Origin of the sequence: Janibacter sp. UYMM211, assembly GCF_040547045.1 — a bacterium.
In the GTDB taxonomy this organism is placed as follows: Bacteria; Actinomycetota; Actinomycetes; order Actinomycetales; family Dermatophilaceae; genus Marihabitans; species Marihabitans melonis.
The window spans coordinates 413639-439613 of record NZ_JBEPOY010000002.1; the positions used below are offsets into that span (position 1 = coordinate 413639).

The 25975-nt window shown below is 74.2% G+C and carries 21 protein-coding genes; 9 read left to right on the top strand and 12 right to left on the bottom strand.

The features are described 5' to 3' along the window. The first annotated feature begins 62 nt into the window (after positions 1–62). From ABIB53_RS07120 to ABIB53_RS07140, 5 genes are all read left to right on the top strand, one after another. A complete protein-coding gene (locus ABIB53_RS07120) occupies positions 63–1370 on the top strand; it encodes a thymidine phosphorylase (protein WP_354587655.1) in 1308 nt (435 codons plus the stop codon). Next, positions 1367–1732 (top strand): cupin domain-containing protein, encoded by a 366-nt coding sequence (locus ABIB53_RS07125; protein WP_354587656.1) that lies wholly within the window; start codon positions 1367–1369, stop codon positions 1730–1732. The genes ABIB53_RS07120 and ABIB53_RS07125 overlap by 4 nt, the downstream gene beginning before the upstream one ends. Then, a complete protein-coding gene (locus ABIB53_RS07130; RefSeq protein ID WP_354587657.1) occupies positions 1729–2883 on the top strand; it encodes an adenosine deaminase in 1155 nt (384 codons plus the stop codon). Before ABIB53_RS07125 ends, ABIB53_RS07130 begins: the two co-directional genes overlap by 4 nt. A 101-nt stretch (positions 2884–2984) precedes the next feature. Continuing rightward, positions 2985–4205 (top strand): hypothetical protein, encoded by a 1221-nt coding sequence (locus tag ABIB53_RS07135; protein ID WP_354587658.1) that lies wholly within the window; start codon positions 2985–2987, stop codon positions 4203–4205. Between the two features lie 35 nt (positions 4206–4240). Further along, positions 4241–4798, top strand: a complete 558-nt coding sequence (locus ABIB53_RS07140) for a hemerythrin domain-containing protein (RefSeq protein WP_354587659.1) — start codon at positions 4241–4243, stop codon at positions 4796–4798. A 109-nt stretch (positions 4799–4907) separates the two neighbouring features. On the opposite strand, the gene deoC is transcribed toward ABIB53_RS07140, so the two are convergent. From deoC to ABIB53_RS07160, 4 genes are read right to left on the bottom strand one after another with little or no spacing between them, the layout of a single operon-like run. Then, a complete protein-coding gene (deoC, locus tag ABIB53_RS07145; RefSeq protein ID WP_123091158.1) occupies positions 4908–5681 on the bottom strand; it encodes a deoxyribose-phosphate aldolase in 774 nt (257 codons plus the stop codon). 31 nt (positions 5682–5712) lie between these two features. Continuing rightward, complete coding sequence (locus tag ABIB53_RS07150) at positions 5713–6369, bottom strand: uridine kinase family protein (protein ID WP_236571948.1); 657 nt, start codon at positions 6367–6369, stop codon at positions 5713–5715. Then, positions 6366–8120 carry a phospho-sugar mutase gene (locus ABIB53_RS07155; RefSeq protein ID WP_354587660.1) on the bottom strand — a complete coding sequence of 585 codons (1755 nt, stop codon included), beginning with the start codon at positions 8118–8120 and terminating at the stop codon, positions 6366–6368. The genes ABIB53_RS07150 and ABIB53_RS07155 overlap by 4 nt, the downstream gene beginning before the upstream one ends. 11 nt (positions 8121–8131) lie before the next feature. Then, positions 8132–8920 (bottom strand): purine-nucleoside phosphorylase, encoded by a 789-nt coding sequence (locus ABIB53_RS07160; protein WP_123091542.1) that lies wholly within the window; start codon positions 8918–8920, stop codon positions 8132–8134. On the opposite strand from ABIB53_RS07160, the gene ABIB53_RS07165 reads away from it, so the two are divergent. Next, positions 8919–10442, top strand: coding sequence for an NAD(P)H-quinone dehydrogenase (locus ABIB53_RS07165; RefSeq protein WP_123091543.1), 1524 nt, complete (start codon positions 8919–8921; stop codon positions 10440–10442). The genes ABIB53_RS07160 and ABIB53_RS07165 overlap by 2 nt on opposite strands. Before the next feature lie 62 nt (positions 10443–10504). Beyond that, positions 10505–10783, top strand: a complete 279-nt coding sequence (locus ABIB53_RS07170) for a hypothetical protein (RefSeq protein WP_123091156.1) — start codon at positions 10505–10507, stop codon at positions 10781–10783. 93 nt (positions 10784–10876) lie between these two features. Here the strand turns inward: ABIB53_RS07170 and ABIB53_RS07175 are convergent, their stop codons facing one another. Further along, on the bottom strand, positions 10877–12658 hold the full coding sequence (locus ABIB53_RS07175; RefSeq protein ID WP_354587661.1) for an acetyl/propionyl/methylcrotonyl-CoA carboxylase subunit alpha: 1782 nt from the start codon (positions 12656–12658) through the stop codon (positions 10877–10879). Positions 12659–12769: 111 nt separating this feature from the next. Between ABIB53_RS07175 and ABIB53_RS07180 the strand changes: the two genes are divergently transcribed. Beyond that, positions 12770–13621, top strand: a complete 852-nt coding sequence (locus tag ABIB53_RS07180; protein ID WP_123091154.1) for an aldo/keto reductase — start codon at positions 12770–12772, stop codon at positions 13619–13621. A 63-nt stretch (positions 13622–13684) separates the two neighbouring features. Here the strand turns inward: ABIB53_RS07180 and ABIB53_RS07185 are convergent, their stop codons facing one another. From ABIB53_RS07185 to ABIB53_RS07210, 6 genes are all read right to left on the bottom strand, one after another. Then, entirely contained in the window at positions 13685–14992 is a 1308-nt protein-coding gene (locus tag ABIB53_RS07185) for a class I SAM-dependent methyltransferase (protein ID WP_354587662.1), read from the bottom strand. Continuing rightward, complete coding sequence (locus tag ABIB53_RS07190; protein WP_354587663.1) at positions 14989–16452, bottom strand: FAD-binding oxidoreductase; 1464 nt, start codon at positions 16450–16452, stop codon at positions 14989–14991. Before ABIB53_RS07190 ends, ABIB53_RS07185 begins: the two co-directional genes overlap by 4 nt. A gap of 40 nt (positions 16453–16492) precedes the next feature. Next, positions 16493–19054, bottom strand: coding sequence for a DUF4153 domain-containing protein (locus ABIB53_RS07195; protein ID WP_354587664.1), 2562 nt, complete (start codon positions 19052–19054; stop codon positions 16493–16495). After that, positions 19054–19761: a response regulator transcription factor gene (locus ABIB53_RS07200; protein WP_123091151.1), complete on the bottom strand. Its 708-nt coding sequence runs from the start codon at positions 19759–19761 to the stop codon at positions 19054–19056. Before ABIB53_RS07200 ends, ABIB53_RS07195 begins: the two co-directional genes overlap by 1 nt. Positions 19762–20021: 260 nt before the next feature. After that, positions 20022–21533 (bottom strand): VWA domain-containing protein, encoded by a 1512-nt coding sequence (locus ABIB53_RS07205; RefSeq protein ID WP_354587665.1) that lies wholly within the window; start codon positions 21531–21533, stop codon positions 20022–20024. Beyond that, complete coding sequence (locus ABIB53_RS07210; protein ID WP_354587666.1) at positions 21520–22425, bottom strand: AAA family ATPase; 906 nt, start codon at positions 22423–22425, stop codon at positions 21520–21522. Before ABIB53_RS07210 ends, ABIB53_RS07205 begins: the two co-directional genes overlap by 14 nt. 82 nt (positions 22426–22507) lie before the next feature. Here ABIB53_RS07210 and ABIB53_RS07215 point away from each other — a divergent pair, with 82 nt between their 5' ends. After that, positions 22508–23782 carry a serine/threonine-protein kinase gene (locus ABIB53_RS07215; protein WP_354587667.1) on the top strand — a complete coding sequence of 425 codons (1275 nt, stop codon included), beginning with the start codon at positions 22508–22510 and terminating at the stop codon, positions 23780–23782. A 39-nt stretch (positions 23783–23821) separates the two neighbouring features. On the opposite strand, the gene ABIB53_RS07220 is transcribed toward ABIB53_RS07215, so the two are convergent. Further along, the gene (locus tag ABIB53_RS07220) at positions 23822–25948 is read right to left on the bottom strand and encodes a VWA domain-containing protein (RefSeq protein ID WP_354587668.1); all 2127 of its coding nucleotides are present in this window, start codon (positions 25946–25948) and stop codon (positions 23822–23824) included. Positions 25949–25975 lie beyond the last annotated feature (27 nt).

The window sequence follows — 25975 nt, forward strand, 5'->3', positions numbered from 1 at the left end:
CGCCCGCGGGGTGCCGAGGACCAGCGCACCGCCCGCACGGGCCGGGACGCGAAGGGAGAGCCATGACCGAGCAGCACGACGTCGTCGACGTCATCCGGGCCAAGCGGGACCGCGCCGAGCTCAGCGACGCGCAGATCGACTGGGTCGTCGACGCCTACACACGCGGGGTCGTCGCCGACGAGCAGATGAGCGCCCTCGCGATGGCGATCCTGCTCAACGGCATGGACCGCCGCGAGATCAGCCGCTGGACCGGCGCGATGATCGCCTCGGGCGAGCGGATGGACTTCGCCGGGCTCTCCCGCCCGACGGCCGACAAGCACTCGACCGGGGGAGTCGGAGACAAGATCACCCTCCCGCTCGCCCCCCTCGTCGCCGTCTTCGGCGTCGCCGTGCCCCAGCTCTCCGGGCGCGGCCTGGGCCACACCGGGGGCACGCTCGACAAGCTCGAGTCGATCCCCGGCTGGCGCGCCGACCTCACCAACGAGGCGATGATGCGTCAGCTCGAGGAGGTCGGCGCGGTGATCTGCGCGGCCGGGTCCGGGCTGGCCCCCGCGGACAAGAAGCTCTACGCGCTGCGTGACGTCACCGGCACCGTCGAGGCGATCCCGCTCATCGCCAGCTCGATCATGAGCAAGAAGATCGCCGAGGGCACCGGGGCGCTCGTCCTCGACGTCAAGGTCGGCAGCGGCGCCTTCATGAAGACCGAAGGGGACGCCCGCGAGCTCGCCGAGACGATGGTCGCGCTCGGCACGGACGCCGGGGTGCGCACCGTCGCGCTGCTCACCGACATGTCGACCCCGCTCGGCCTCACGGCCGGCAACGCGCTCGAGGTACGAGAGTCCGTCGAGGTGCTCGCCGGCGGCGGTCCCGCCGACGTCGTCGACCTCACCGTCGCCCTCGCCGTCGAGATGCTCGCCGGGGCGGGGCGCCCGCAGGACGAGGTCGAGGTCCGCGCCGCGCTCTGCGACGGACGCGCCATGGACGTGTGGCGCGCGATGATCTCCGCCCAGGGCGGCGACCCGCAGGCCGAGCTGCCGCGGGCCCGCGAGACCGAGCAGGTCGTCGCCGACCGCGACGGCGTCCTCGAGTCGCTCGACGCGCTCGCCGTCGGCGTGGCCGCCTGGCGCCTCGGTGCCGGTCGCGCGCGCAAGGAGGACCCGGTGCAGGCCGGCGCCGGCGTCGAGCTGCACGCCCGGCCCGGTGACCAGGTGCGCGCGGGGCAGCCGCTGCTCACCCTGCACACCGACACCCCTGAGCGCTTCGCGCGTGCCCAGGAGGCCCTCGCGGGCGCCTGGCGGGTCGGCGACACAGCCGCAGCGAGCGGGTCCGTCGTCCTCGACCGCGTCGACGCCGACGGGGTGACCCGATGAGCGAGGTCGTCGTCACGACGCAGCCGGCCGTCATCGACGTGCCCGGCGGCAAGGTCATCGCCGAGCACGTCGGCCGGGTCGCCACCGGGGACGAGGGCATGTCCGTCGCCCACATGAAGGCGCCGGCGGGCTGGGAGGAGCCCGCGCAGACGCCGGACTTCGACGAGGTCACCCTCGTCGTCGCCGGGACCGTCGTCGTCGATCACGACGGCGGCCGGGTGGAGGTGCACGCCGGGCAGTCGGTCCGCACGCCGGCCGGACGCCGCGTGCGCTACTCCGTGGGTCCCGAGGGCGCCGAGTACGTCGCCATCTGCACCCCGGCCTTCGGCCCGGGCTCGGTGCACCGCGAGGACGAGGCGTGAGCGCGTCGCTGACCCGTGAGGTCATCCACGGGCTGCCCAAGGTGCTCCTGCACGACCACCTGGACGGGGGCGTGCGCCCCGCCACCGTCCTCGAGCTGGCCGCGGAGATCGGCCACGACCTGCCGGTCACCGACGGCACCGTCGAGGGTCTGGCCGAGTGGTTCCGCGCGAGCGCCGACTCCGGCTCGCTCGTGCGCTACCTCGAGACCTTCGAGCACACCGTCGCCGTCATGCAGACCCGGGAGCACCTCTTCCGGGTCGCCAAGGAGTGCGTGCTCGACCTGGCCGCCGACGGCGTCGTCTACGCCGAGTCCCGCTACGCCCCCGAGCAGCACCTCGAGCGTGGGCTGACCCTCGAGGAGGTCGTCGAGGCCGTCAACGCCGGGCTGCGCGCCGGTGAGGCCGAGGCCGCCTCCGCCGGTCGTCCGGTCGTCGTGCGCTCGCTGCTCACGGCGATGCGACACGCGGCACGCTCGCTGGAGATCGCCGAGCTCGCCGTGCGCTACCGCGACGAGGGCGTCGCCGGCTTCGACATCGCCGGAGCAGAGGCCGGCTTCCCGCCGAGCCGCCACCTCGCCGCCTTCGAGCACCTCAAGGCCCACAACGCCCACTTCACGATCCACGCGGGCGAGGCCTTCGGGCTGCCCTCGATCTGGGAGGCGCTGCAGGTCTGCGGCGCGGACCGTCTGGGTCACGGCGTGCGCGTCGTCGACGACATCGCGCTCGGCGACGGGACGGTCACCGACGACCCGGAGGCGGCCAACCGCGCTGCCGTCGAGGACCCCTCCTCGTTGCGTCTCGGCCGGCTCGCCGCGTACGTGCGCGACACCCGTGTGCCGCTCGAGATGTGCCCCCACAGCAACGTGCAGACGGGGGCCGCGCCGAGCATCGCCGCCCACCCGATCACCGCGCTCGCCCGCCTGCGCTACCGCGTCACCCTCAACACCGACAACCGGCTCATGTCCGACACGTCGATGACCAAGGAGATGACCACGCTCGTCGAGCAGGCCGGCTGGGGCCTGGACGACCTGCGCTGGGTGACGACCAACGCGATGAAGTCCGCCTTCCTCCCCTTCGACGAGCGTCTCGAGCTCATCGAGGGCACGGTCAAGCCGGCCTACGCCCGCGCCGCCGAGGGATTCCACCCCTAAGGGCGCCCAGCTCGGGGCGGCCCGGCCCGGCTGCCCGCTCCTACGGTGACGAAGGAACCCGATCGCACGGTCGGGGCCCCCCGAAGTCACTGGAGAGACCCATGGCGTTCAACCCGTTGGCCGAGAAGGGCATCGCGCCCGAGGACTCGATCCGCAGCTGGCAAGAGCTCAACGTCGAGCCCTTCGACCCCGACACCGTCCACCCGTACACGCGCTGCCGCGTCATCGTCATGAACGGCATCGAGGTCGAGGCCCTGAGCTTCAGCCACCAGATGACCCGGCACACGAACGACAAGGAGCTGCAGCGCCAGCTCGCCCTGTCGCGCTACGTCGACCACCAGCAGCAGAAGGTCGTCAACTGGCTCCTGCCCGGGTGGTCCTCGGTGCTCGAGACGACGATCGCCTACGAGCAGGTCGCGACCGACCTCACGTCGTGGGTGGCCCGCAACGAGCCCGACGCGTACCTGCGCCAGGCCTACGAGTTCGGCGTCCTCGAGGACTTCGACCACCTCTACCGGTACGCGAACCTCTACGAGATGATCGAGCACCGCAAGGCCGAGAAGCTCGTCGACGAGCTCACCGAGGTCATGCCGGGGCGGCCGACGCGGGCGCACCACCGTCACCCCTTCGACAACGTCCGCGAGAACATGGACGGCCAGACCGCCGCCGCGTTGTCGAAGCTGCACCAGCTGACGATCCTCTCGGCCGAGCAGCAGACGCTGAACTTCTACGCCAACGTCGGCCCGCAGTACATGGAGCCGATCGCCCGCCAGCTCTACCAGGAGATCGGGATGGTCGAGGAGGAGCACGTCACGCACTACGAGTCGCTCGGGGACGGCAGCCTCAGCTGGTTCGAGCAGCTGCTCCTGCACGAGTACAACGAGTGCTACCTCTACCACTCGTTCTTCGAGCAGGAGGTCGACCCGAAGATCAAGGCGATCTGGGAGCTGCACCTGCAGATGGAGATCGGCCAGCTGCACGCCGCGTGCGACCTCGTGCGCACCCACGAGGACCGCGACCCCGAGGAGCTGCTGCCGACGGAGCTGCCGGACGTGCTGACCTTCGAACCGAACAAGGAGTACCTGCGCCACCTGCTCGACACGCAGATGGATCTCACGACGCTCGGCACGGGGTACGTCGGAGACCAGCACGAGCGCTTCGTGAAGATGCAGGAGACGCTGCACAGCGGCACGACGCCCGCCTCCGACCTCGTCGTCGAGCGGCATCGGGAGATGTTCGGCGGCGAGGACTACCGGTCGACGCAGGCCGGTCCGTACCCGCAGGACGCCGCGCAGCGCGCCGAGCGCCTGGGCGGTCTGTGATGGCGCCCCAGGAGCACGCAGACGGGCACGTCGCCATGCCCTTCGGGGTCTTGCCGAAGCCCGACGTCGTCGACCGGCTCGTCGCGCAGCACATGCAGGTCCGTGACCTCATGCACGTGGTGATGACGAGCACCGGAGAGGCCAAGCGCGACGCCTTCGAGACGGTGGTGCGGATGCTCTCGGTGCACGAGACCGTCGAGGAAGAGGTGCTCCACCCGGTCGCTCGCCGGATCGCCGGTGAGCACGGGGTCGTCGAGGACCGCCTCGACGAGGAGAACGCCGCGAAGCAGGTGCTCGGAGAGCTCGACGGGATGGATGTCGACGACCCGCGCTTCGACCCGCTCTTCGCGCTGCTGCGCACCGCGGTGATCACCCACGCGCTCGCCGAGCAGCGCTACGAGTTCAACCGGGTGCGCCAGTACTGCTCCGAGAGCGAGCGCCGGGGCATGCTCACGCTCGTGCAGGCGGCCGAGCTGGCCGCGCCCACCCACCCGCACGCCGGGGTGGAGTCGGCGACGGCCAATCTCGCGCTCGGTCCTGCCGTCGCGCTCGTGGACCGCGCCCGCGACGCCATCCGCGCCGCCCGCCGCTGAGCGCGGGCACGGTCACCGCGCCTCGAGGGGAGCGCGGTGACCGTGGTCGCTCGGTCGACGGTCTCGAGGCTCACGCCCTGGCGGGCGCTCGCACCTCGACCAGCGACGGTCAGTACCCGGTGACGGCGGGGACGGCGCAGTCCTGGCCCGGGTGGGGCACGACGAGGTCGCCCGAGGCGGCGTAGCGCTCGGCCTCGGCGAGCAAGGTCTGCGTGCTCGACGTGCCGATCCGGGTGACTCCCTCGGCGAGCATCGCGAGCAGGGTCGGGATGTCGCGCACGCCGCCGGACGCCTTGACCTCCATGCCCTCGGGGGTGTGCTCGCGCATGAGGCGCACGTCGGCGAGGGTCGCCCCTCCGCCGGCGAACCCGGTCGAGGTCTTCGTGAAGTCGGCGCCGGCGTCGGCGCTCGCCCGGCAGGCGTCGATCTTCGCCCGCTCGTCGAGCAGCGCGGTCTCGAAGATCACCTTGACGAGCACGCCGGCGGCATGGCCGACCTCGACGACCGCGGCGATGTCGTCGCGCACGGCCTGGACGTCTCCGCCGCGCAGGCGGCCGATGTTGAGCACCATGTCGAGCTCGGTGGCGCCGTCGGCGAGGGCCTGCTGCGACTCGGCGACCTTCGTCGCCGTCGTCGTCGTGCCGTGGGGGAAGCCGATGACCGTGCACACCCGCGTGGGGGAGCCCTCGACCGCCGCGATCGTCTGCGCGGCGAGGGCGACGTCGCTCGGGCGCACGCAGACGCTCCAGATGCGCTGGGCGGCGAGCTCGGAGACGGCCGCGGAGACCTCCTGCGGCGTCAGCTCGGGCTTGAGCAGGGCGTGGTCGACGAGATCGGCGACGTCCTGGACGGTGAGGGTGTCGCCGGGGGAGTAGGCCTTCATGCGCACCAGGGTACGGCGCGTGCGGGCGGGCTCAGCGCGACCGCTGCGCGGTCGACACGAGGAGCCGCTCGACGGTGCGGGGGCTGGCCGCCCGGGCGCCGGCGGCGACGTGCCCGGCGACGACCGCCGGCTCCTCGCGCAGCAGCACGAGCCCGCGACGCACGAGCGTGAGCGGCGGCTTGCGCCGCTCGGCGAGATCGCGCACGAGCCGCAGCGCGAAGGTCACGAGTCGTCGGTGCCGCACGCACCACGCCGAGTGGAGCAGGCCGCGGGCGCGCAGCTCGGGGATGATCTCGGCGGCGAAGATCCCCTCGGTGACCACGAGGTCGCCCGGGCGGCTGCGCAGCTCGTGACGCCCGACGACCGACGAGGTCGAGATGTCGTAGACCGGCGCCTCGGCGTAGCCCTCGCGCAGCAGCCGGTCGATGCACTCCGCCGCGGCCTCGCCGTCCCACGACCGCGGGTCGTCCCAGTCGGCGATGCCGAGCTCGGCGCTGCGGGGCAGGTCCGGGTGGTCCTCGGGCAGGTAGAAGTCGTCGAGCCGGACGACGGGCCAGCCGAAGCGCTCGGCGAGCCGGTCGGCCAGGCGCGACTTGCCGCTGCCCGAGGGGCCGGCGAGCACGACGACGCGGCCGCGCCGCACGGGCTCGTCGTGGCGGCGCGGTGGGTGGTGGGCCCGGCCGGTCACAGCGCCGTGAGGGCGGTGAGGTCCGCGCGCAGGGCGGCGAGCCGCTCGTCCGCGACCGACCGCGCACCGACGAGGTCGTCGCCCCGCACCTGCTCGACCGCCTCGAGGTAGACCTTGAGCTTGGGCTCGGTGCCCGACGGACGCACGATGACGCGCGACCCGTCGGCGAGGTACCAGCGCAGCGCGTCGGTCGGGGGCAGCCCGTCGACGCCCTCGGCGAGGTCGTCGCACCGCGTCACCTCGACACCGGCGACGGCGGCCGGGGGAGCGGTGCGCAGCCGCTCCATGATCGGGGCGACCTGCTCGACCCGCTCGACCCGCACGGAGAAGCTGTCGGTCGCGTGCACGCCGTACTCCCGGTGCAGGTCGTCGAGGACGTCGAGCAGGGTGCGCCCGTGCGACTTGAGGATCGCGACGTGCTCGGCGACGAGCAGCGCGGCGCTCACGCCGTCCTTGTCCTTGACCCACTGCGGTGCGACGCAGTAGCCGAGGGCCTCCTCGTAGCCGTACGCGAGCCGGTCGACCTTGCTGATCCACTTGAAGCCGGTGAGCGTCTCCTCGTGGCGCACGCCCACCCCGTCGCACATGGCGGCGAGCAGGCGCGAGCTGACGATCGAGCAGGCGAAGGCGTGCCCCTGAGGCACCCCACGCATGATGAGGTGGCTGCCGAGCAGCGCGCCGAGCTCGTCGCCGCGCAGCAGCCGCCAGCCGCCCTCGACGTCGGGGCTCGGCACCGCCACCGCGCACCGGTCGGCGTCGGGGTCGTTGGCGATGAGCACGTCGGCGTCGGCACCCCGGGCAGCGGCGAGCGCGAGGTCGAGCGCGCCGTCCTCCTCGGGGTTGGGGAATGCGACGGTGGGGAAGTCGGGGTCGGGCTCGGCCTGCTCGGCGACGAGGACCGGCTCGGGGAAGCCGGCCCGGGCGAGCGCCGCGGTGACCGTCTCGGTGCCCACGCCGTGCAGCGCGGTGTGGACGATGCGCACGTCCCGCGGCGAGCCGGCGGGCACGAGCGAGGTGATCGCGTCGAGGTAGGCGTCGACGACCCCGTCGTCGAGGGTCACCCACCCGTCCCTCGCGAGCGGCACGTCGGCGGTGCGGCGGATCGCGGCGATGTGCCCGGCGATCTCGGCGTCGACGGGGGGCACGATCTGGCTGCCGTCGTGGAGGTAGACCTTGTAGCCGTTGTCCTGCGGCGGGTTGTGGCTCGCGGTGACCATGACGCCGGCGTCGGCCCCGGTCCACGGCGTCGCGAAGGCGAGGACGGGCGTGGGCAGGGTGCGCGGCAGCACCATCGCGCGCCCGCCGGCGGCGGTGACGACGGCGGCCGTGTCGCGCGCGAAGACGTCGGAGCCGTGGCGGGCGTCGTAGCCGATGACGACGACGGGCACGTCCGCCGGGGCGAAGGGGGAGCCCCCCTCCTCGGCGCCGGCACGGGTCGCCTGGTCGGCGGCGATCGTCGCGGTGAGCCCCGCGGCCGCACGGATGACGACCGAGCGGTTCATCCGGCTGGGCCCGGCGCCGATGGCGCCGCGCAGCCCGGCGGTGCCGAACTCGAGCATCCCGCTGAAGCGGTCGGCGAGGTCGGCCAGGGCCGCCTCCGCGCCGGGACCGCCGGACGCGGCGACGTCGACGACGTCGAGCAGCTCGGCGCGGGTCTGGGGGTCGGGGTCGTCGGCGGCCCAGTCGCGGGCCGCGTCGAGCAGGTCGGAGTCCGCGGACGCGGCGTCGGAGTGTCGCCCGGTGTAGCTCATGGCGGGCCCGGTCAGATCCGGCCGACGATGTCGGCGAGCAGCCGGCCGCAGCGCTGCGCGGCGGCCTGCCCCGCGGCGACGACCTCGTCGTGCGAGAGCGGCTGGTCGCTCACACCGGCGGCGTGGTTGGTGACGAGCGAGATGCCGAGGACCTCGAGACCGGCCTGGCGGGCGGCGATCGCCTCGAGCGAGGTCGACATGCCGACGAGGTCGCCGCCGAGGGTGCCGGCCATGCGCACCTCGGCCGGGGTCTCGTAGTGCGGACCGCGGAACTGGACGTAGACCCCTTCGTCCAGACCCGGGTCGACCTCGCGAGCCACGGCGCGCAGCCGGCTCGAGTACAGGTCGGTGAGGTCGACGAAGGTCGCGCCCTCGATCGGCGAGGTCGCCGTGAGGTTGATGTGGTCGCTGATGAGGACCGGGGTGCCCGGGCCCCACTCGGGGCGCAGCCCGCCGCAGCCGTTGGTGAGCACGACGGTCGAGCACCCGGCGGCGGCCGCGGTGCGGATCGCGTGCACGACAGCCCGGACGCCGCGACCCTCGTAGTAGTGCGTGCGGGTGCCGTAGACGAGGGCGCGACGCCCCGTCTCGCCGATGGCGACCGAGCGCATGACGCCCGAGTGCCCCGCGACGCTGGCCCGGGCGAAGCCCGGCACCTCGTCCTGCTCGATGCTCGCGAGGGTCTCGCCGACGAGGTCGCCGGCCTGGCCCCACCCCGAGCCGAGGACGAGGGCGACGTCGTGACGCGGCGCCCCGGTGCGCTCCGCGATCACCGCTGCTGCGGCACGGGCCACGTCCATCGGGTCGGTCGCGGGGTCGTCGAGGTCGAGGGCGGCGGGGTCGTCATGCACGGGGGGCAGGCTATCGCGGGCTGAGCGGCCACCGCCGCGCCCCGGCCGGGGTGGTTGGATGGGGGCCGTGACGACGCGCGACAGCTCTGTGGTGATCATCGGCGGCGGCCCCGGCGGGTACGAGGCGGCCCTCGTCGCCGCGCACCTCGGTGCGCGGGTGACCATCGTCGACCGCGACGGCATCGGCGGCGCGGCGGTGCTCACCGACTGCGTGCCGAGCAAGACCCTCATCGCCACCGCCGACTACATGTCGGCCTTCGAGACCGCGGCTGACCTCGGCGTCCACCTCGAGGACGGCGAGGGCGACGCCGTCACCGACACGGTCGCCGCCCTGGGCGAGGTCAACCGCCGCGTGCTCGACCTCGCCGCCCACCAGTCCAGCGACATCTCGGCCCGTCTCGACGAGGTCGGGGTGCGGGTCGTCTCCGGCACGGGCCGTCTCGAGTCGCCCGGCGTCGTCGTCGCGACGACCGACGAGGGGGACGAGCGGCTCGAGGCCGACGTCGTGCTCGTCTCGACCGGTGCCACCCCGCGCGTGCTGCCCACGGCGCAGCCCGACGGCGAGCGGATCCTCACGTGGCAGCAGATCTACGGGCTCACCGAGCTGCCCGAGCACCTCGTCGTCGTCGGCTCGGGCGTCACCGGTGCCGAGCTCGCGCAGGGCTTCCTCGGCCTGGGCGCCCGCGTCACCCTCGTCTCCTCGCGCGACCTCGTCCTGCCCGGGGAGGACCAGGACGCCGCGGCCGTCATCGAGGACGTCTTCCGCAGGCGCGGGATGACTGTGCTCAACCGGTCGCGGATGGCCTCCGCCGAGCGCCGCGGGGACGGCGTCGTCGTCACCCTCACCGACGGCCGCGAGGTCGAGGGCAGCCACGTGCTCATCGCCGTCGGTGCCGTGCCGCAGACCTCGGGCCTCGGGCTCGAGGAGGCCGGGGTCGAGCTCAGCGAGTCCGGGCACGTCGCCGTCGACCGCGTCTCGCGCACGTCGGTGCGCGGCGTCTACGCCGCCGGCGACTGCACCGGCGTCTTCGCGCTCGCCTCCGTCGCGGCCATGCAGGGCCGGATCGCCATGTCCCACGCGCTCGGCGACGCGGTGGCCCCCCTTCGTCTCGGCGCCGTGAGCGCCAACGTCTTCACCGACCCCGAGATCGCCACGGTCGGCATGACCGCGGCGCAGGCCGAGGCCAGCGAGGAGGTCGAGGCCGTGACGATGCCGCTCGCGCGCAACCCGCGGGCGAAGATGCTCGGCATCTCGGAGGGCTTCGTCAAGATGTTCTCGATGCGCGGCGCGGGCACCGTGCTCGGGGGCGTCGTCGTCGCCCCGCGCGCCTCGGAGCTGATCTTCCCGCTCTCCCTCGCGGTCCAGAACAGGCTGAGCGTCGACCAGGTCGCCGCCACCTTCACCGTCTACCCCTCGCTGAGCGGCACGCTCGCCGAGGCGGCCCGGCGCCTGCACCCCACCGAGGCCTGATCGCGGCGTAGCGTCGGGAGCGGCCCGGCGGAGCGTCCGCCGGGACCGATGAGGAGGCCCGGATGAGCGACCAGCAGATCCCCGCACCCAACCCCGTCCCGCCCGCGCAGGGCGATGCCCAGCCCGGCGACCCGAACGCCCCCGCGGTGCCCGGCGAGACCCCGGGCGGCGAGCCGAGCCCGCTGCCCGGTGTCACCCCCGAGCCCCAGCCGGGCGGCACGCCGACCCCGGGGCCGCCGCCGCAGAGCGACCCCGACCCGCTGCCGGGCACCCAGCCTGAGTTCGACCCCCAGACGCAGACCGACGGCACCCCGCCCGGTGGCGAGGAGCTGCGCGGCTGAGCGGGCGGCGCGCGAGCGCCCGTCGCACCACCGCACGACGAAGGGGGGCGGTCACCGATCCGGTGACCGCCCCCCTTCGTCGTCCGCGGAGGGTCAGGCGCCCTCGGCATCCTTGATCTCGGCGAGGACGGCGCCGTTGCTCACGGTGGCCCCGACCTCGGCGGCGAGGCCGGTGATGGTGCCGGCCTTGTGCGCGGTGATCGGCTGCTCCATCTTCATCGCCTCGAGCACGAGGACGAGCTCGCCCTCGGCGACGCTCTGCCCCTCCTCGACGGCGACCTTGACGATCGTGCCCTGCATGGGTGCGGTGAGGGAGTCGCCGGAGGCGGCGGCGCCGCCGCTCTTGCCGCCGCTGCGGCGGGGGGCCTTCTTCTTGGCGGTGGCACCGCCACCGCCGCCGAGCGCGAGCCCGGCGGGCAGGACGACCTCGAGGCGCTTGCCGCCGACCTCGACGGTGACGCGCTGGCGCTCACCGGTCTCCTCGCCCTCGGCGACCTCTCCGCCGTAGGGGGCGATGTCGTTGACCATCTCCTCCTCGATCCAGCGCGTGTGCACGGAGAAGGCCTCCTGCGGGTCCGCGGGGGCGAAGGCGGGGTCGGAGACGACCTTGCGGTGGAAGGGCAGGACGGTCGGCATGCCCTCGACCTGCAGCTCGTCGAGCGCACGGCGGGAGCGCGCGAGGGCCTGCTCACGGGTGCTGCCGGTGACGACGAGCTTGGCGATCATCGAGTCGAAGGCGCCGGCGACGGTGTCGCCGGCGACGATGCCGGCGTCCCAGCGCACGCCCGGGCCCTGCGGGATCGTCATCGCCGAGACGGTGCCCGGGGCTGGGATGAAGCCGCGGCCGGCGTCCTCGCCGTTGATCCGGAACTCGAAGGAGTGGGCGCGCGGCGCGGGGTCGTCGAAGCCGAGCTCCTCGCCGTCGGCGATGCGGAACTGCTCGCGCACGAGGTCGATGCCGGTGACCTCCTCGGTCACCGGGTGCTCGACCTGCAGGCGGGTGTTGACCTCGAGGAAGCTGATCGTGCCGTCCTGGGCGACGAGGTACTCGCAGGTCCCGGCGCCGACGTAGCCGGCCTCGCGCAGGATGGCCTTCGAGGCGCGGACGAGCTCGGCGTTCTGCTCGTCGGTGAGGAAGGGCGCGGGCGCCTCCTCGACGAGCTTCTGGTTGCGGCGCTGCAGCGAGCAGTCGCGGGTCGAGACGACGACGACGTTGCCGTGCTGGTCGGCCAGGCACTGGGTCTCGACGTGGCGCGGGCGGTCGAGGAACTTCTCGACGAGACACTCGCCGCGGCCGAAGGCGGTGACCGCCTCGCGCACCGCGGACTCGTAGAGCTCGGGGATCTCCTCGAGGGTGCGGGCGACCTTGAGGCCGCGCCCGCCACCGCCGTAGACCGCCTTGATGGCGACCGGCAGCCCGAACTCCTGGGCGAGCGCGACGACCTCGTCGGCGTCCTTGACCGGGTCCTTCGTGCCGGGCGCGAGAGGCGCCTCCGCCCTGACGGCGATGTGCTTGGCCTTGGCCTTGTCGCCGAGCGCGTCGATGGCCTCGGGGGAGGGGCCGATCCAGGTCAGCCCGGCGTCGATGACGGCCTGGGCGAACTCGGCGTTCTCGGCGAGGAACCCGTAGCCGGGGTGGACCGCGTCGGCGCCTGCCTGACGGGCGACCTCGATGAGCTTGTCCTGCAGCAGGTAGGAGTCGCCGGGCGTCGTGCCGCCGAGGGCGTAGGCCTCGTCGGCCACCGTGACGTGCAGCGACTCCCGGTCGGGGTCTGCGTAGACGGCGACCGAGCCGATGCCGTGGTCCTTGCACGCGCGGGCGATACGGACTGCGATCTCGCCACGGTTGGCGATGAGGACTTTGCTGATGGCCATGAGGGGGACTGTAGCGGGGTCGTGCGGGCGCCGGTCGTGAGGTGACTATGACCTGGACAACGGCCCGCGCGAGGGGGCCGGGCCGGGGCTCCAGCGCCTAGGGTCGAGGACATGGCTGATGTGAAGAACGTGCACCTCGACCCCTCCTCCGGCGGCGTCGACATCCCCCAGCTCGGCTTCGGCGTCTTCCAGGTCGACGACGACCAGGTCGAGGCGCCGGTCGCGGCCGCGCTCGGTGCCGGCTACCGGCACATCGACACCGCGCGGATCTACGGCAACGAGGCCGGCGTGGGCCGCGCGCTCGAGCACGCGCCCTACCCGCGCGAGGACATCTTCGTCACGACGAAGCTGTGGAACGACGACCAGGGCGACGTCGACACCGTGCGCACCGCGCTGCGCGGCTCGCTCGAGCGCCTCGGCCTGACGCAGGTCGACCTCTACCTCATGCACTGGCCGGTGCCGGCGGCCGACCGCTACGCGCAGGCGTGGCGCTCGCTGCTCGCGGTCCGCGAGGAGGGACTGACCCGGGCCGTCGGCGTGTGCAACTTCGAGCCCGAGCACCTCCAGCGCGCCAGCGACCTCACCGGCATCATGCCGGCGATCAACCAGGTCGAGCTGCACCCGTACTTCCAGCAGCGCGAGCTGCGCGACTTCCACCGCTCGCACGCGGTCGTCACGCAGGCGTGGAGCCCGCTCGGCCAGGGCGGCGAGCTGCTCCAGGACGAGGTGATCCTCGACCTCGCCCGCAAGCACGACGCGACCCCGGCGCAGGTCGTCATCGCCTGGCACCTCGCCCTCGACCACGTCGTCATCCCCAAGTCGGTCACCCCTTCGCGCATCGCGGAGAACTTCGCGGCGACCGAGGTGACGCTCGACGACGACGACCTCAAGGCGATCGAGGGCCTCGACCGCTCGGACGGGCGGATCGGCCCGGACCCCACCACCTTCGGCAAGGACGCCTGAGCGACGGCTCGACGACGAAGGACCCGGCCGGCTGGTCGGGTCCTTCGTCGCGTCGAGGCCGGGCTACCCGCCCCACCACGGGCGAAGGGGGACCGGCGCCGGCCGACGGGGTGCCAGCGGCCGCTGGGCGAGGACGTGGAAGAGCTCGGTGACATCGGTCTCGAAGCCGTACTGGCAGGCGCCCATGTACAGGCCCCACAGCCGGGCCTTCGGCTCGCCGACCTCGGCGACGCACTCCTCCCAGTGCTCGACGAGGTTCGCGCACCAGCCCGCGAGGGTGCGTGCGTAGTGCTGGCGCAGGTTCTCGGCGTGGTGCACCTCGAGGCCGGCGTCCTGGATCGCCGCGAGGACCGTGCCCCCGGCGCTCAGCTCGCCGTCGGGGAAGACGTAGCGGTCGATGAAGCGGCCGGCGCGGGCCGGCCCGACGGTGACCGGCCGGGTGATGCAGTGGTTGAGGAAGAGCCCGCCGGGGCGCAGCAGCTCGCGGACCTCGCCGAAGTACTCGCCGCAGTGGTCGCGCCCGATGTGCTCGGTCATCCCGATCGAGCTCACGGCGTCGAAGTCCCGCTCGGGCACGTCGCGGTAGTCCTGCAGGCGCACCTCGGCGAGATCGCCCAGACCCTCGCGCTCGATCTCGCGCTGCGCCCACGCGGCCTGCTCGGCGCTGAGGGTGACGCCGAGCGCGCGCACCCCACGACGGGCGGCATGGCGCACCATGCCGCCCCACCCGCAGCCGAGGTCGAGGAGCCGGTCACCCGGGGCGAGCGAGAGCTTGTCGTGCACGAGGCGGTACTTGTGCTCCTGCGCCTGCTCGAGGGTCGCCCCCTCGTCGGGGTAGACGGCGCACGTGTACGTCATCGACGGCCCGAGGACGAGCTCGTAGAAGCGGTTCGACACGTCGTAGTGGGAGGAGACGGCCTCGAGGTCGCGGGCCCGGGTGTGCCGGCGCAGCCCGTGCAGGGCCCGCTGCCAGCCGGGCGGTGCCTCGAGGTCCGGGACCGGTGGGCGTCGCACGGCGGACGGCCCGAGCGAGCGGGCCACCCGGGCCAGGGTGCGGGCGTCGGGCCGGCGGGCGACCTCCTTGCGCAGGTGCTCGAGGACGGCGAAGAGGTCGTGCGGGGCTCCGGGGTGCACGCCCCCGAGCCGCAGCTCGCCGGAGAGGTAGGCCCGGGCCAGCCCGAGGTCGCCCGGTGCGGTGACGACGTGCTGCACCGCGCGCGGGGAGAGGACCTCGATCTCGAGGCGAGCGTCCGGGGAGCCGAAGACCGAGCCGTCGTAGGCGCACACCCGCAGCGGTGCGTCGGCGGGCAGGAAGGCCTGGAGGATCTCGGCGACGCTCATCCGGTCGCGGGTCGTCGTCTGCGTCGTCATCGTCGTCGGACCGCCTTGTCGTAGAGGGTCGGGAAGCGGGACCCGGGGTCGAAGCGGGTCTTGAGGCGCTGCGCGTGATCACCGCCGTAGAGGGCGGCGAAGGTCGCCTCGTCGTAGAAGGCCTCGGAGTAGAGGGACTTGTGCCCGCCCATGCGCCCCACGGCCTGCTCGACGGCGCGGTTGCAGGCGCTGGGGTCGCCGGGGGTGGCGGGCACCGTCGACCAGAAGCCGATGTTGACGTAGGTGCGCCCGGGACGAAGGGGGTAGAGCGGCCACGGGCGGTCGGCGCCGGGGGCGTCGGAGCTCTCGCGCAGCCGCAGCGGGCACAGCCAGACCGGCTCGACCGGCACCTCGGCGACGAACCACCGCAGGAAGTCCGCGGTGCGACCGACCTCGACCTCGACGTCCTGGACCACGCGCTCGCGGGGCGGGCGGCCGGCGCGGCGCTCGAGCCGGTCGGCGACCGCGAACCGGCGGTCGAGGGCGACGAGACGCCAGTAGACGCTGCTGCGCAGCCATCGTCTCGGCCACAGCCGCCGTACGCGTGGGTCCTGGGCGCCGAAGGCGCGCGAGCACCAGAACCAGTCGGTGTCCCAGCGCCACACGTAGTCACGGATCGTGAGGCGGTCGTGGGTCGTGCCGCTCGGGTGCTGGAGCGAGCGGTAGTAGACCTGCCGACCCGTGTAGTCGCTCGTCGGCCCCGGCTCGTCGCTCCACCGGGCGAGGACGACGTAGCACTCGTCCGCGGCGAAGACGACGGCGTCGACCGCGTCCACCCGTTCGCCGTCGTGCGCGCCGGTCTCCGCCACCCGGGCGAGGGTGTCCTGCAGGGCGTCGAGGTCGTCCAGGCGCACCGAGCGCAGGGCGACGAAGGGGGGTGCCTCCTCGAGCTCGATGCGCAGCCGCACCGCGTAGCCGAGGCTGCCGTAGGAGTTGGGGAAGCCGCGCCACAGGGCCTGCTCGTCGGCGGTCCCGTCGGGGGAGGCGGTGACGACCTCGCCGGTCCCGGTGAGCACGTCCATCGAGCGCACCGACTCGTGCGGCAGGCCGTGGCGGAAGGAGGTCGACTCGATGCCGAGCCCGGTGACGGCACCACCGAGGGTGATCGTCTTCAGCTGCGGGACGACGAGCGGCAGGAGCCCGTGCGCGAGGGTCGCGTCGACGAGCGTCTCGTAGGTGCACATCCCCTGGACCTCGGCGGTGCGGGTCGCCGGGTCGACCTCGACGACCCCGGTGAGACCGCTCGTGTCCAGGCCGGGCCCGCGTGCGCGCGAGCGCTCGCGGAAGAGGTTCGAGGTGCTCTTGGCCAGCCGCACCTGCTGCTCGGCGGGGACCGCTGCGAAGGAGGCGAGGAGACGGTCGACCCCCTCCGCGTGCGCGGACCACCCCACGCACGCGGAGGCGTGCGTGGGGCGCACGAGGCGGCTCAGGGTCGCCAGTGACGAGGTCGCTGGACGCATCGGCGTCAGGCTACGCCCGACGTGCGACGGCCGTGGGGGACTAGGACCAGCGGGGTCCGGACGGGCAGGTCGCGGCGGCCGGGTCACCGACGTAGACGCGGGCGATCTCCTGGGCGCGGTGCCGCGAGAGGTTCCACGCCGGCACCCCCTCGTCCGGGTCGGACCACCGAGCCAGCGCGCAGGCCTTGACGTCTCGGGGCAGCGAGCTCGCGTGGATCGTCGGCGCGGCGTCCGCGCTCATCGACGTGAGGTACTCGGTGTCGATCCGCCCCGTCGCCTCGTAGCGCGCGATGTTGCGCCCGGCGACGAAGGCGGAGACGTCGCCGACCGTGAGGACGAGCATCGTCGCCGCACCGGTGAGGACGACGAAGCGGCCCGACCACCGCCGCCAGGGCACGTAGAGCGAGACGAGGACGCCGAGGAGCACGACGCCGAACCAGATCTCGAGCAGGTCCGCGGCCACCCGCGTGACGGTCCACCCGTAGGCCTCCTGGTAGAGCGCCATGCGGCGCAGGGCCGAGCCGACGACGAGCAGGGCGAGCACGCACAGGGCGGTGCAGAGCCCGGTGCGCAGGCGCCGGTCGGCCGCGCGCTCCGCGCGACCCCACGTGCGTACGAGGCTGACGAGCCCGATCGTCAGCGCGGTGACGAGGGCGAGCTGGGCGAACCCCTCGCGGGCGGACTCGGCGTAGGTGACTCCGGTCGTGCGCAGCACGTACTCGTGGCCGCCGACGAGCGAGGCGGCCTGGGCCGCGAGCCAGGCGACGAAGACGGCGATGACGACGGCGAGCGGCACCTGCCACTCCCGCGGTGGCACCCGGTAGCCGACGACCGCGCTGGGCTCGACCGCGTCGACGGCCGGCGGGTTGATCGCGACGTAGAGACCGCACAGCGTGACGCCGGCGAAGAAGACGAAGGTGAAGACCCGGAAGACGGCGTCGTCCCCGATCTCCGGCAGCGCGGCGTCGACCCAGGAGCCGAGCACGGCGTCGGAGCTGGCGAGCAGCCCGCCGAAGACGAGGAGCAGCACGAGCGAGATCGCGGCCACCCGCACCGTCGACCACACCTGTCCTCGGCGTGCGCTCGCCCGCAGGGTCCGGTCGAGCAGGGGCAGGCCGCGCAGCGCGGCGGCCGGCCAGGCGAGGACACCCGCGGCGACACCCGGCAGGGAGCGGGCGCCGGTGCACGCGAGCATCGCGAGCACCGCGGCGGTGAGCAGGGCGAGGACGACGAGCCCGAAGTCGGCCCGCAGCACCGTCGTCAGGGCGAGCGGCACCGCGAGCGCGGCGACGACGAAGGAGAGCGGGCGCGACCGGCGCGGCGAGGCGACCCACAGGCTCACCCCGCCCGCCACGAGGACGAGGAGCAGCCCGAGGCCGGGGTCGTGCCCCGGGAGCACGACGGCGGCGAGCGCGCCGACGGCCAGCGCCACCCCGACGGCCTGCGTCTGCGGGCGCTCGTCGCGCTCCGGCCACCACCGGCGGACCCAGCCGCGGGGCTGGTCGAGCACGTCGGGCAGCGGTGCGACGGTCGGCACCGTCGGTGCGGGCAGGGCGGGGTCGGGTGTGCTCATCACGGGCTCCTGGAGTCGGGCGGAGGGGTCGAGGGGCAGGGTCATGCGCAACCGGGCGCCGGGGGAGCAGCCCTCTCGGGGCGGGAGGGCCTCGACCCGGCCGCCGTGCATCGCCGCGACCCAGCCGACGATGGCCAGGCCGAGCCCGGTGCCGCCGGCCGCGTCGCCACCGCTGCCGAAGCGGTCGAAGAGGCGCTCCGCGCGGTCGGGCGCGAGGCCGGGCCCCTCGTCCTCCACGGTGAGCGACCAGTGGTCGGGTCCGGCCAGCGCCGCACGAAGGGTGACCGTGCCCGCCTCGGGGGAGTGGCGCAGGGCGTTGTCGACGAGGTTGGCGAGCACCTGCTGCAGGCGACCGCGGTCGGCGGTGACGACGAGGTCCTCGGGGTCGACACGCGCGACGAGCTCGACCGAGCGGCTCTGGAGCGCGGCCTCACCGACGGCGCGGTCGAGGAGCTCGCGGACGGGGAGGCGCTGCGGGGTCATCGGCGCGCCGCGCCCGTCGTCGCGGGAGAGGTCGAGCAGGTCGGCGACGAGCGCCCCGAGCCGCTCGGACTGGTGCAGCGCCTGCTGCAGCGCGGCGTCGTCGGGTGCCGTGACGCCGTCGACGAGGTTCTCCAGGAGGGCCTGCTGCGCCGCGAGGGGGGTCCGCAGCTCGTGGGCGACGGTCGCGACGAGACGACGCCGGTGCTCGTCCGCGGCGCCGAGGTCGTGGGCCATCGATGACAGCGCGCGCGACAGGGCACCGATCTCGGCGGTCCCCGAGTCGGTGACCCGCACGTCGTAGTCACCGGCCGCGACACGGCTCGCCGCCGCCGTCATCTCGCGCAGCGGCGTCGTCATCCCCGTGGCGAGCCAGCGCGTCACGACGAGCGCGAGGGCGATCGTGACCGGGAGCGAGATCCACAGCGGCACACCGACGTCGGTGCCCAGCGCACCGACGAGCGCGGCGACGATGACGCTCGCGCCGACGAGCACGGCGAGCCGGGTCCGGATGGAGGTGACGCCCGCGAGGGGCTCGTGACGGTCCATCACGGCGTCTCGTCGGCCAGGGCGTACCCGACGCCGTGGACGGTGCGCAGACGGTGCGCGCCCACCTTCGCCCGGACCGCCTTGACGTGGCTGTCGAGGGTGCGGCTGCCCAGGCTCTCGTCCCAGCCCCACAGCTCGGCGACGATCCGCTCGCGCCGCACGACGGTGCCGGGGTCGGCGCAGAGCAGCGCGAGCAGGTCGAACTCCGTGGGCGTGAGGTGCACCTCCGTGCCCTCGACGGTGCAGCGACGGGTCCGCGGGTCGAGCTCGAGGCCGTCGTGCCGCAGCACCGGCGTACCCGGGTCGGCGAGCTCGCGGGCGCGGTCGACCCGGCGCAGCAGGGCGTGCACGCGGGCGAGCACCTCGCGCATCCGGAAGGGCTTGGTGAGGTAGTCGTCCGCACCGAGCCCGAGACCGAGGACGACGTCGGCCTCCTCGTCGCGGGCGGTGAGCACGAGCACCGGCACGGGGCGCAGCGGCTGGATCCGGCGCATCACCTCGAGGCCGTCGAAGCCGGGGAGCATGAGGTCGAGGACGACGACGTCGGGCGCGGTGCGCTCGAAGGTGTCGACCGCGCCCGGTCCGTCGACCGCCCGCTCGACGGCGAAGCCCTCCGCGGCGAAGCGGTCGCACAGGGCCTGGTTGATCGTCGGGTCGTCCTCGACGACGAGGACGCGACGTGGCGCGGGGACAGGATCGAGCGGCATGAGCCCAGGCTAGGGAGCCCCACCTGCAGGCCTTCGGAGGTCGATCTGGAGATCTCGTGGAGATCCTGCCCCCCTCCGACAAAACCCTGCTGGCTGGGTCTTGACGTGCCAGGACCCCTTCGACAGGGTCCCGCCACGTCGAAAGGCTGCTGGCAGGGTTTTGTCGGAGGCCGGGCGAGGGGGGCGGGCGACGGGGGAGGCCGGGGCGAAGGGGGAGGGGTCGGCGAAGGGGGAGGGGTCGGCGACGGGGGAGGGGCGGGTCAGACCGGGAGGGCGCGGGCGACGAACTGGCGCAGCTGGTCGAGGTTGCGGACCTCGTGCATGTCGACGACCTGCCCGTAGCGGCCGGCGACGGAGTCCCCGCTGTCCCACTGGGCCCGCGGCTCGGGGTTGAGCCACACGACGTGGCGGGCCTGCGCGGCGATGGTGCGCAGCGCCTCGACGTGCGGCTCGGTGCCGTTGGTCCGGGCGTCGCCGAGGACGAGCACCGTGCTGCGGGGGCCGACGGCGTCGAGCCAGCGGTCGACGAAGTCCGTGAGCGCGCTGCCGTAGTCGCTGCTGCCGTGCCAGCGCGACATGCTCGCGCGCTGCGCGACCTCGGTGCGGATGTCCTCGCCGACCCGCGCGCTCGTGACGATCTCGGTGATGTCGTCGCAGATGTTGACGAAGCCGAAGAAGCGCACCCGCCGGAACTGCGTCGACAGCGCCTGCAGCAGCAGCATCGTGAAGCGCGAGAAGCCCGACACCGAGCCGGACATGTCGCACACGAGCACGACGTCGGCGCGCGAGCGGTGACGGTGCTTGTAGGCCGGGCGCACCGGCACCCCACCGGTCGACATCGCCCGCCGCAGGGTGCGCCGGATGTCGACCGACCCCCGCGACGCGCGGCGCTGCCGGGCCGCGAGCCGCGCCGCGATCTTGCGGGCGAGCGGTCGGATCGCCGCCTGCAGCTCGCCGGCCTCGGTCGTCCCGGTGAGCAGGAAGTCCTTGCGCGCCAGGGGGTCTCGCACGCCGTAGCGGCTGATCCGCTCCGCCCCGCGGACCTCGGCGTTGCGCCGGGTCGCCTCGCGCTCCACCCGTCGGCGGAAGCCCGCGACCCGCCCGCGGATCTCGTCGCGGTCGAAGCGGTCGGTCAGCGACTCCACCTGCTCGCCCGTGCCGGACCCACCACCGGACCCGCCGCCCTGCGTGCCGCCGCTGCCGGAGCCGCCGCCACCGCCCCCTTCGCCCGAGCCCGAGACGACCCGGCCGACGTCGCGGGCACGCTGGAGGGCGGCCGCGATCGCGGTCTGGGGGGCGAGCCGCTCGAGCGCCTGGGCCGCGGAGTAGCTGCCGGTCGTCGCCTCGTTGGCGAGGGCGCCGAGCTCGGCGACCGTGCGGGCGGCGAGCCGGTCAAGGGCGGCCGTGTCGTCGGCGGCCAGCGCGTCGGCGAGCTCGTCGCGCAGGCGGGCGGCCGCCTCGCGCGCGCTCGCGGGGTCGCGGGCCGCCTCGACCTCGCCGACCTCGGTCCGGTCACCGACGGCCGCCGGGAAGTAGATGTCGAAGAGCTGGTCGAAGACCGCCCGGTCGCCCTCGCGCCGCATCATCGCGGCGGCCACCCCGGCGCGCAGACGCTCGCGGTCGGTGACGCCGAGGGCGGCGCACGCGGCGGCCGCGTCGACGCTCTCGGACGGTCCGACGGAGACGCCGTGCTGGCGCAGCGCGCGGGCGAGGTCGACGACCCGCCGGGTCAGCGGGTCGCCCGTCGTCGCGTCGAGGTCAGGCGAGGGCACGGGTGAGGTCCAGCCGCGCGGTCGCGGTGTCGATGTCCTCCTGGTGCTTGAGCAGGACGCCGAGGCTGGAGCGCACGAGCTCGGGGTCGAGGCTGTCGCCGCCGAGGGCGATGAGGGTGCGCGCCCAGTCGATGGTCTCGGCGACCGACGGCGACTTGCGCAGCCGCATCTCGCGCAGCGCCCCGACGAGCCGCACGACCGACTCGGCGAGCGTCGCGTCGAGCTCGGGGACCTTGAGCGAGACGATGCGCTGCTCGAGCGCGGCCTCGGGGTAGTCGATGTGCAGGTAGAGGCACCGGCGCCGCAGCGCCTCGGAGAGCTCTCGCGTCGCGTTCGAGGTGAGGACGACGAAGGGGGTGTGCCGTGCGGTGATCGTGCCGAGCTCGGGCACCGTGACGGCGAAGTCGGAGAGGATCTCCAGGAGCAGCCCCTCGATCTCGACGTCGGCCTTGTCGAGCTCGTCGACGAGCAGCACGGTGGGGTGCGCGGAGCGGACCGCCTTGAGGAGCGGGCGGTCGAGGAGGAACTCGTCGGTGAAGATGTCGTCGCGCACGTGCTGCCAGTCGGCCTCGTCCGCGCCGGTGCTGTCGTGGTGCGCGCCGGCGGCGGTGATGCGCAGCAGCTGCTTCGCGTGGTTCCACTCGTAGAGCGCGCGCGCCTCGTCGACCCCTTCGTAGCACTGGAGCCGGATGAGCTCGGCCCCGGTCGCCGTCGCGACCGCCTTGCTCAGCTCGGTCTTGCCGACGCCGGCGGGCCCCTCGACGAGGAGCGGCTTGCCGAGCGCGTCCGCGAGGTAGACGGTCGTCGCGATGGCGTCGGAGGCGATGTAGCCGGCGTCCGCGAGGGCGCTCGCGGCGTGCTCGACGGAGGTGAAACGGCGGGCGTCGGTCATGCCGATCAGTGTGCCTCGCCGGTCCGCCGGGGGCTGCCGCGGCTAGTGTGACGTCGGTCAGGTCGCGGGCGAAGGGGGCACGGTGGGCGAGCTCTTCGGTGGGCGCTACGAGCTGCTCGACGCCATCGGCGACGGCGGCATGGGCACGGTGTGGCGCGTGCGCGACCACCGCACCGGCGAGGTCCTCGCCGCGAAGGTGCTGCGTCAGTCCGACGCCGTGAGCCTGCTGCGCTTCGTGCGCGAGACCGCGGTACGGGTCTGCCACCCCCACGTGCTCGCCCCGATCGCCTGGGCCGGCGAGGACGACAAGGTCCTCTTCACGATGCCGGTCGTCGACGGCGGGTCGGTGCGCGACCTCGTCGTCGGTGCCGGGCCGCTCCCCCCGCTCCTCGTCGCCGAGCTGCTCCGCCAGCTGCTCGAGGGCCTCGAGGCGGTCCATGCCGCGGGCATCGTCCACCGCGACGTCAAGCCCGCGAACCTCCTGCTCGCCGCCACCGGGAGCGCGCGCCCGCACCTCTACCTCGGAGACTTCGGCATCGCCGTCGAGGAGGGCGCGCCCCGGCTGACGACGACCGAGGTCGTCGTCGGCACACCGGGCTTCATCGCGCCCGAGCTCGAGCGCGGCGCGGTCCCGTCGGTGGCCAGCGACCTCTACGCCGCGGGCATGGTCGCCGCCGTCCTGCTCACCGGGCGGCGCGGCGACGACCGGGGCGAGGCGGCCACGCTCCTCGGCGGTACCCCGCCCGCCCTCTCGCGCGTCGTCACCGCCCTCACGGCCGTCGACCCGCAGCGTCGGCCGGCCTCGGCCGCCGAGGCCCGGGCGCTGCTCGACGACCCGGCACTGGCCTGGGGCGAAGGGGGGATGGCCGGCCTGTCGGTGCCGGTGCGGCTGCCGCCGCTGCCCCCGACGGCCGGCGCAGCGGAGGCGTCTCCCGTCGGTGCCTCGAGCGGTGGCTCGACAGGTGCGTCGGCGACGCCGACCCGGCCCGGCCGACGCCGCGGGTGGCTCGTCGCCGCCTCGGTGCTCGTGCTCGTCGGCGGTCTCGCCGCGGTCGGGGTGGGGCTGGCCGGGATGCGCGGCGGCCAGGCCGACCCCACGTCGTCGGGCTCGCCGAGCACCTCCTCGACGACCTCGTCGTCCTCGTCGCCGACGTCCTCGTCCTCCTCCGCGACCTCGACGAGCCCGACGCCGACCTCGTCGACGGGCAACTACACGGTCGGGACCGTCGTGCAGCGCGTCGGCCAGCGCTGCTCGCTGGCCCAGGAGGACGAGCGGGCGACGACGCTCGAGGGCTCGGTGCCGGTCACCTGCCGGTGGGACGCCGACGAGCAGGCCTACGCCTGGCAGCGCGACTGACGCGTCGGGAGCCCGCGGGGACGATGCCTCCCGAGGTCGTCAGCGGCGACGGCGACCGATGACGAGCGCCGCGAGCACCCCGGCGGCGCCGAGCATGGCCACGAGGCCACCGACGAGCACGATCGTGCCGGAGGAGATGCCGTCGTCCGAGCCGTCGGCCCGCTCCCCGGTGGCGCCCTCGCCCCCGCCGTCGGCGCTCTCGTCGACGACCGGGGCGGGCCCGGCCTCGACCTGGCCGTCGACCGCGGCGCGCAGCCGCACCGCGACCGGTCCCTGGAGCCCCTCGTCGTCCGGGCTGTAGGCGCCGGCGGTGAGCGAGAAGTAGTAGTAGCCCGGCTGGCCGCTCGCGCGCACGACGGAGGAGGAGATGGCGCCCGAGGAGCCGGAGGCCCAGTGGTTGCGGTAGCGCACGCGCGGGGCGTAGCGGTGCAGCACGACCCGGTCGCCCTCGGAGACGGAGTCGGACACGGGCGGGTCGGGGAAGTTCATCTCGAGCCAGCGTCGGGTCGGCGACCACGCCTTGAGGTCGACCGCGGTCGTCACGTCGGGGGTGAGACGGGTGCCCGGCGCGGGGATGTCGACGGTGATCACCGGCTGCTGGCCGTGGTCGGCCTTGATCTTGTAGAAGACCTGCTCGCCGGGCAGCAGCGCGTCGGTGTACGTCCCGGGGGAGATCTCGGTGGCGGTCGTGAAGGACGGGCCGCCGACGACGGGCTGCTCCGGGGTGGTCGCGGGGACGAGCGCCGGGGCCTGCTCGTCCTGCGCCTCGGGCAGCGAGAGGGCGTCGGGCGCCGCGGGCTCCTCGGTGACGAGCAGCTCGACCTGGGCCTCGTCGGTCTCGTCGTCCACCCGGTCGACCGCCGCGATGATCCGGTCGGAGGTCCGGCACGCGTCGCTGTCGGTCGGTGAGGGTGACGGGGAGAGCGGGCTCGGGGTGGGTGCGGGCGAGCCGGCCGAGCTCGCGGAGGCCGCGTCCTGCGAGGTCGACGAGCTCCACGACGAGGAGCTCGAGGAGATGGCCGAGCTGTAGGAGGACGAGCTCGACGCGACGTCGGCGGGGTCGGGACCGACGATCGTCAGCGCGTCGGCGCCGACCGCGAGCCGGGAGCGGTAGTTGAGCCGTGAGGAGCCCAGCCGGGCGGACTCGCAGGTCTGCGCGTCGGGGGTCTGCAGCTCGACCTCGTAGCCCTCGGAGACGTACTCGTCGTCGTCCGCCCCGTCGCGGGCGAGGTTGGTCAGCGCGAAGGAGAGCGTCGAGCCGGGCGTGCGCTTGATCGCGTAGTACCGCGTGCCCTGGTCCTTCGTGTACGTGTCGAGGTACTGGCCGGGGCCGATCTCGGGGGCCTGGTCGTAGGCGTCGGCCCCGTCGACGGGCGTGCCGGAGAAGGAGTACGGGCGCAGGGCCCGCTGCGAGATGCGCACGAGGCTGGCGTTGAGCGCGTCGGCGTCCTTCGCGTCGTAGTACGTGCCACCGGTCTCGTCGGCGATGCACTGCAGGTCGCTGCGCGCGGCGTCGTCCTCGGTGCCCAGGCCGTACCCGACGGTGTCGACCTGGATGCTCACCCCGCCCCGCACGAGCGTGCGCACGGTCGGGCACGGGGGCGGCGAGCAGTTCGAGCGGCCGTCGCTCACGAGGACGATGTTGCGCTTGCCGGTGTCGCCGAGGTCCTTGGCACCCTCCTGCAGCGCGTACCCGATGGGCGTCGCGGCCTGCCCGGTGAAGCCGCCGATCGAGGTCTTCATCGCGTCGCGGTCGAGGGGGCCGACGGGCACGGTGAGCTGCGAATCGGTGCACTGGGTCGTGCGCGGGTCCTTCGAGCTCGCGGTCGCCCCGTAGACGCGCAGCCCGACGACGGCCGAGTCGGGCAGCTGGTCGACCATCGTCGTCAGCGCCTTCTTCGCCGCCTCGATGCGGGTGCCGCCACCGGGGTCCTTGCCGCGCATCGAGCGCGACCCGTCGAGGACGAGGAGCAGCCGGGTCGAGCTCTGCGCGTCGGTGCCCGACGCGGACGGGGTCGCCACGGGTGACGAGGGCGTCGTCGTCGAGGGCGTGGGCGCCGCGGTGGAGGCCACCCCCGCGGGGTCGCCCTCGGCCGCGGTCGACGGAGCGGCCAGGGGGAGGCACAGCAGCATCCCCACGGCACCGGCCAGCACGATCGTGCGCACGACATCCCCCTTCGCTCGCACGCCAGG